The sequence below is a fragment of the Actinomadura sp. NPDC000929 genome (genome assembly GCF_040492065.1).
GTDB lineage: Bacteria > Actinomycetota > Actinomycetes > Streptosporangiales > Streptosporangiaceae > Spirillospora > Spirillospora verrucosospora.
The window spans coordinates 24,839-31,450 of the sequence record NZ_JBEUPA010000105.1 but is presented as its reverse complement, the minus strand read 5'-3'; the positions used below and the strand labels follow the sequence as shown (position 1 = coordinate 31,450).

Below are 6,612 nucleotides of genomic sequence, written 5' to 3'. Positions count from 1 at the left end.
TCGGGGGGTTCGGGGGCGTCGGCGGGCGGCTCCTGCGGCCAGGCCGGGGGTCGTGGCGGGCGCCGCGGCGGGTTCCGGCTCGGCCGCGCGCCTGCGGGCGCGGCGGCGGGTCTTGATCGCGGCGCGTTCCATCGCGGCGGCGGGGGCGGGGCTCCCGGTGCGCCGCCAGACGCGGGCCACGATGACGACCTCGCGGGGCTCCTGGATGGGGGTGAGGCGGCACCAGGTGCGGGGCTCGGCGAGGTAGCGGCCCTGCGAGAGCAGCAGCTCGGTGAGCCGCTTGCCCTCGATGACGGGGCGGGTCGCCAGCCAGGTGAGCACGCCCGGCGGGACGATGTAGAGCACGTGCCAGGGGGACGCGAAGGGGATCCCGACGACCCGGAGCAGCACGATCCACGGCACGAACACGCCGAGGAAGACGCCGATCTGGACCAGCGGCAGCGGCATCGGAAGCCGCAGGTCGTACAGCTTGTAGAGCCGCTTCTCGATGCGCCAGATGTTCGTGTACGTGGGTAGATCCACGCCCCTACTCCCCTAACTGCGCGAGCACCGTGCCGCCTGCCGACCTCCGCCCGAGGTCAGGCGTCCACGCCTGAGGCCCCGGCGATCGCCTAGGCCGTGGTCTCGATGATGTTCGGTACGTGGAAGACCACTCCGATCCCGATCGCCGGGCAGATGGATCGCGCGGACCGCGTGAGGTCGCGGGTGAGCCGGAGGAGAAGCGGCACGCCGATCACGGGGAACGGCGGGCCGGGAATCTCGCGCGGCCGTTCGGCGCGCCGGGATTTCCCGAGGCCGGCGGACGGTTCGGGGGGCGTGTTGATCACTTCGCGGCCTCTCATGATGCGTCCGGTTGCGTGGTGCCACGAATGTCCTGGACGAGCCAGGTCGTTCCCTTCTTCACCATGGCGAGCTGGTAGCTCTGCTCGAGCTCACCGCCGCCGCCGCCGGCGGGCTGCCACACCACGGTCGCGGTGACGGTGCGCGAGCCTCCGGGGCCCTTCGGCGCGACGACCTCCTTGACCTGGACGAAGACGACGGTCTTGGCCAGGCCCGCGATGGTCGTCCCGTTGGAGAACCGGGACAGGGCCGCCTGGTTGCCGTTCGCGTACTCCGTGAAGAAGGTGCTGAGGAAGGGCTGGAGTTCGGTTTCGAGCGCGGTGTCGCGGTCCTGGACCCCGTCCCCTGGAAGCTGCGCCTTGGTCGGAGGGGGCAGCAGGGCGGGACGGGCGGAGACGACCAGCGAGCCGCTCCGGTCGGCGTACACCGGGACGGCGAGGCGGAGCCAGCGGTCGGCGGTCCGTGCCAGGAGAATCACGGTGGCGTTGCTGGCGTCGCGGGCGTCGACGCCGGCGACCTGGACGGACTGCACCTGCATCTTGCCGACGCCGTTCCAGCCGTACTGGGCGTCGGCGCCGTCGGGCAGGAAGGTCCGCAGCTGCGCCTCGCGGGCGGGCGCGGTCTTCTGGTCGAAGTTGAGGTAGACGTTGGCGAACTGGAGGGCGAACGCGCCCGCGGCGCTGGTGGGGAACCCGGCGCCCTTCGGGGCCTTGGACTCGGTGCCGCCCGCGCTGGGCGTGTCGTCGGCGGTGAAGCGCTCGAACGGGGCGCGGATGCCGTTGACGAGGATGACGAGGATGAGGGCCCACAGCACGGCGCGGCCGACCCAGACCCACCAGCGCCCGCCGGATCCGCCCCAGCGGCCGCCGCCGCGCGAGCCGCCGCCGGACCCCCGGCGGCCGCGCTCGGGCAGGTCCCACGGGTCGGCGGACGCCGCGAGCGCCCGGCCGGGCGCCGCGGTCTCCTCGACTACGGCGGTGTCACGGCCGCGTCCCACGGCCGACCTGCGAGCCATCCTGCCTCCGCTCGCGCCTCGCCCCCGGTCGGCGCGGTCCTGTTGCCTGGTCATGTCCGGTGGCTTTTCCGAACCCACCTCGGGCCCAGGGTAACCACGGGCGTCAATTGTTCCAGCGCATCCCAGCGAAACACAGCCCCGGCACGCGGTTGCGGATAATGCAATCCACCTCAGCAGGAACGGGGAGGATTGCCAAACGGTGACGTTCTCCTACCTGGGGCTCCGAACGGTGCGCAAGCCTCGTCAGCGGACAAGCGGGATGCTTTCGACGTCGCTTGGTCACGGGATGGCGACGGCGCCCGCAATCCGTTCCCGCCGAAATAACCGACATGAAGTCGAAAATGCGACACCTTGCACCAAAACGGCCAGCTCATCCGGCACGTCCGCCGCACCGGCACCGCGTGTCGCCAAAATCACACCGGTCGCGGCCCCGCCGGGCGCGGTCAGACGTTGAAGCGGAACTCCACGACGTCGCCGTCCTGCATGACGTAGTCCTTGCCCTCCATGCGCACCTTGCCGGCGGTGCGCGCGGCGGCCATCGAGCCCGCGGCGGTCAGGTCGTCGAAGGAGACGATCTCGGCCTTGATGAAGCCGCGCTGGAAGTCGGTGTGGATGACGCCCGCGGCCTCCGGCGCGGTGGCGCCCTTGGGGATCGTCCAGGCGCGCGACTCCTTGGGCCCCGCCGTCAGGTAGGTCTGGAGGCCGAGGGTGGCGAACCCGATGCGGACGAGCTGCGACAGGCCGGACTCCTCCTGCCCCATGCCCTGGAGCAGTTCGAGCGCCTCGTCGTCGGGCAGCTCGATCAGCTCCGCCTCGATCTTGGCGTCCAGGAAGATCGCCTCGGCGGGGGCGACGAGGGTGCGCAGGCGCTCGCGCAGGGCCTCGTCGGTCAGCTCGCTCTCGTCCAGGTTGAAGACGTAGAGGAACGGCTTGGCGGTGAGCAGGTGCAGCTCGCGCAGGAGCTCCAGGTCGATCCCGGCCTGCTCGGCCCCCGCGAACAGCGTGACGCCGTCGTTCAGGAGCTTCTGCGCGGCGTTGACGGCGTCGACGACGGCGAGCTTGTCCTTGTCCTTCTTGGTCCGGGCCTCCTTGTCGAGGCGCGGCAGCGCCTTCTCGATCGTCTGGAGGTCGGCCAGGATCAGCTCGGTGTTGATCGTCTCGATGTCGCGGGACGGGGCGACGTCGCCGTCCACGTGCGTGACGTCCGGGTCCTCGAACGCCCGGATGACCTGGCAGATCGCGTTGGTCTCCCGGATGTTGGCGAGGAACTTGTTGCCGAGCCCCTGCCCTTCCGAGGCGCCCTTGACGATGCCCGCGATGTCGACGAACTCCATCGTCGCCGGGATGACCTTCTGCGAGCCGAACAGCTCGGCGAGGACGGTCAGCCGCGGGTCGGGCACCCCGACCACGCCGACGTTGGGGTCGATGGTCGCGAACGGGTAGTTGGCGGCCAGCGCGTCGTTCTTGGTCAGCGCGTTGAAGAGCGTCGACTTGCCGACGTTGGGCAGCCCGACGATTCCGATGGAGAGGCTCACGGCCGTCAAGTTTATGGGCGCTCGCGGACCCCTCGGGCTGCCCGGAACCTCCGTGGGGCCTCCCCCCGGTGAACACTGGGCCAAATGTCCGGTGACGCGGGGGCTCCCGGCGCGTCGCGGTCGCCGATCGCGGGCGCGCTGTCACGATGAGCGGATGGACCTCGCGCTGTTCGCCGGACTCCTCGTCGGCGCCGTCTTCGGCGCCGTCGCCGGGTACGCGCTCGCGACGAGCCGGCAGGGGGCGCTGATCGCGCGGGCGCGCGCGGCCGAGGAGAAGCTCGCCTACGCCGAGGGGCGGATGGCCGAGCACTTCGAGAACCTGTCGGCCAAGGCCCTGGACGCCAGCAACCAGCGGTTCCTGGAGCTGGCGGACGCGCGGTTCAAGGCGGCGGGCGCCGAGGCGGCCGGTGACCTGCAGCGGCGGCAGCAGGCCGTCGAGCACCTGGTGGCGCCGCTCAGGGAGACGCTCGCCAAGGTGGAGGAGCAGCTCCGCGAGGTGGAGACGGGCCGGCGCGAGTCGCACGCCATGCTGGCCAAGCAGGTCGACTTCGTCCGGCAGAGCTCCGACCAGCTCCGGCGGGAGACGCAGTCGCTCGTGCGGGCGCTGCAGCGGCCCGAGGCCAGGGGCCGCTGGGGCGAGCTCCAGCTCCGCCGCGTGGTGGAGCTGGCCGGGATGGCGCACCACTGCGACTTCGACGAGCAGGCCGGCGCGGTGACCGCCGACGGCGCGGTCCGTCCCGACATGGTGGTGCGGCTGGCCGGCGGCAAGAGCATCGTGGTCGACTCCAAGGTCTCGCTGGCCGCCTACCTCCAGGCGGCGGAGAGCGGCGACCCGGTGCGGCTCGACGCGCACGCGCGGCACCTGCGCGACCATGTCGACCGCCTGTCGGCCAAGTCGTACTGGCAGGCGTTCAGCCCGGCGCCGGAGTTCGTCGTGCTGTTCATCCCGGGCGAGGCCTTCCTGGCGCCCGCCCTCGACCGCGACCCCGGCCTGCTGGAGTACGCGATGAGGCGGCGCGTGCACATCGCCACGCCGACGACCCTCGTCACGATGCTGCGGACGGCGTCCTACGCGTGGCAGCAGGCCGCCCTCTCGCACAACGCCCGCGCGGTCTTCGAGCTGGGCAAGGAGCTGTACGAGCGGCTGGGCACGATGGGGCAGCACGTCGACGAGCTCGGCCGGGCGCTGACCGGCGCCGTCAAGACCTACAACCGGACCGTCGGGTCCCTGGAGACCCGCGTTCTGGTCAGCGCGCGCAAGCTGAACGAGCTCGGGGTGGTGGACGAGGGCCTGGAAAGCCCTCATCCTGTCGAGGAGAGCCCCCGCGCTCTGTCCGCGGCCGAACTGACCGCGGACGACGAACTTCTCGACGACGAGGACCATCTCCCAGAAAGGGACCGTTCCCGGCGCGGCCCCGCCGCGGGAGCGGCGGGTCTCGGCGGGCGCGTCCCCGAGCAGGGCGATCCGCGGGACGTCCGGGAGCGGAGCGGGCCGGGGCGTGTGGGAGGCCCGCCTCCCACGGGGAAGAGGTGGCGATGAGTTCATCGACGGTACGCGACGCGCCGGGAGGCTCCTCGGCCTCCCCTGAGGGCCCGTCGCGGCGCCGGCGCGGCGGCCCGCCGCGCTCGGAGTCGGCCGGCCCGATCACGCTCACCGGGCGCGGCGGCATCGTCGTCATGTTCGCCGCCGGGGTGCTGTGCGGGCTGCTGTCGCGGTGGTTCGGCGTGCCGCTGCTGGCCGGCGCGGGGTTCGCGATCGGCTGCGCGCTCGCCGCGTTCGCGACCCGTCCCGCCGACCTGCTCACGCTCGTCGTCAGCCCGCCGCTGGTGTTCCTCGCCGCCACGCTCACGGTCGTGCTCGTCACCACGCTCGGCGACGGCTCGCTGCTGCGCGGCGTCACGGTGGGCGTCTTCACCGCGCTCGCGGCCACCGCGCCGTGGCTGTTCTTCGGCACGCTGCTCGTGGTCGTGATCTGCCTGGCGCGCGGCGTGCTGACGAACGCCCGGGAGCTGCACGACAAGCTGGTCGGGGTCCGCCTCTTCGAGAAGGAGGAGAACGAGAACCCCGTCCGGTGGGACGAGTCCCCCGGCACGCCCAAGGAGGGCCGCCACGCCCGCGGCGACCGGCCGCCCTCCGGGGCCGCGGGTTAGACCGGCGTGATGCGCAGGTCCTTGCGGAGCTCCTTCGGCAGGGAGAAGCGCATCCTCTCCTCGACGGACTCGATCTCCTCGGCCTCGCCGTAGCCGCGCTCGGCGAGCCAGGCGAGGACCTCCTGGACCAGCTCGTCCGGGACGGACGCGCCGCTCGTGACGCCGACCGTGGTGACGCCCTCCAGCCAGGCCGGGTCGATCTGCTCGGCGTAGTCGACGAGGTGGGCGTCGTCGGCGCCGTGCTCCTTGGCGACCTCGACCAGGCGGACGGAGTTGGAGGAGTTGGTCGACCCCACCACGATGACGAGCTGCGCCTCCGCCGCCATCTCCTTCACCGCGACCTGCCGGTTCTGGGTGGCGTAGCAGATGTCGTCGGACGGGGGGTCCATCAGCTTGGGGAACCGCTCGCGGAGCTTCTCGACGGTGGCGACGGTCTCGTCGACCGACAGCGTGGTCTGCGACAGCCACGCCACCTTCTCGGGGTCGCGGACGGTCACGTTGGCGACGTCGTCGGGGCCGTCGACGAGGTGGATGTGGTCGGGCGCCTCGCCGGTGGTGCCGATGACCTCCTCGTGGCCCTCGTGGCCGATCAGCAGGATGTCGTAGTCGTCGGCGGCGAACCGGACGGCCTCCTTGTGGACCTTGGTCACCAGCGGGCACGTCGCGTCGATGGTGCGCAGGGACAGGCCCCTGGCCTCCTCGTGCACGACGGGCGCCACGCCGTGGGCGGAGAACACCACGATGGAGCCCTCGGGGACCTCCTCGGTCTCGTCCACGAAGATCGCGCCACGCTCCTCCAGCGTCTTCACGACGTGCACGTTGTGGACGATCTGCTTGCGGACGTAGATCGGGGCCCCGTACTTCTCCAGGGCGATCTCGACCGCTTGCACGGCCCGGTCGACGCCCGCGCAGTAACCACGCGGCTTGGCGAGCAGGACACGGCGCTGGGTGGAGGTCATGGCTCCATCGTACGAGGAGCCGGGCTGTGACCGACTCCACGGCACGCTTTGCCAGAATTCCATTCACCCCGCGTGACCAGGGTCGCACCGATGGGGCAGAGTGAGGGGGGAC

7 protein-coding genes are annotated in these 6,612 nt (G+C 71.8%); 2 read left to right on the top strand and 5 right to left on the bottom strand.

Annotated features, from left to right (window positions below; genetic code table 11):
* The 4 genes from ABWI04_RS29370 to ychF all read right to left on the bottom strand — a co-directional run.
* Window positions 1-522, bottom strand: a 522-nt coding sequence (locus ABWI04_RS29370) for a conjugal transfer protein (RefSeq protein WP_353834482.1), incomplete at its 3' end; no start/stop codon positions are given.
* A gap of 89 nt (window positions 523-611) precedes the next feature.
* The gene (locus ABWI04_RS29365) at window positions 612-842 is read right to left on the bottom strand and encodes a hypothetical protein (RefSeq protein ID WP_345177014.1); all 231 of its coding nucleotides are present in this window, start codon (window positions 840-842) and stop codon (window positions 612-614) included.
* On the bottom strand, window positions 839-1,855 hold the full coding sequence (locus tag ABWI04_RS29360; RefSeq protein WP_353834481.1) for a conjugal transfer protein: 1,017 nt from the start codon (window positions 1,853-1,855) through the stop codon (window positions 839-841). The genes ABWI04_RS29365 and ABWI04_RS29360 overlap by 4 nt, the downstream gene beginning before the upstream one ends.
* A 443-nt stretch (window positions 1,856-2,298) precedes the next feature.
* Window positions 2,299-3,390, bottom strand: a complete 1,092-nt coding sequence (ychF, locus tag ABWI04_RS29355) for a redox-regulated ATPase YchF (RefSeq protein WP_345177010.1) — start codon at window positions 3,388-3,390, stop codon at window positions 2,299-2,301.
* Between the two features lie 154 nt (window positions 3,391-3,544).
* Between ychF and ABWI04_RS29350 the strand changes: the two genes are divergently transcribed.
* Together ABWI04_RS29350 and ABWI04_RS29345 are read left to right on the top strand one after the other, a co-directional pair.
* On the top strand, window positions 3,545-4,930 hold the full coding sequence (locus ABWI04_RS29350) for a DNA recombination protein RmuC (protein ID WP_353834480.1): 1,386 nt from the start codon (window positions 3,545-3,547) through the stop codon (window positions 4,928-4,930).
* Window positions 4,927-5,541, top strand: coding sequence for a DUF6542 domain-containing protein (locus ABWI04_RS29345; RefSeq protein ID WP_345177005.1), 615 nt, complete (start codon window positions 4,927-4,929; stop codon window positions 5,539-5,541). Before ABWI04_RS29350 ends, ABWI04_RS29345 begins: the two co-directional genes overlap by 4 nt.
* On the opposite strand, the gene ABWI04_RS29340 is transcribed toward ABWI04_RS29345, so the two are convergent.
* Entirely contained in the window at window positions 5,538-6,500 is a 963-nt protein-coding gene (locus ABWI04_RS29340; RefSeq protein ID WP_345177003.1) for a 4-hydroxy-3-methylbut-2-enyl diphosphate reductase, read from the bottom strand. The genes ABWI04_RS29345 and ABWI04_RS29340 overlap by 4 nt on opposite strands.
* Window positions 6,501-6,612: the final 112 nt, after the last annotated feature.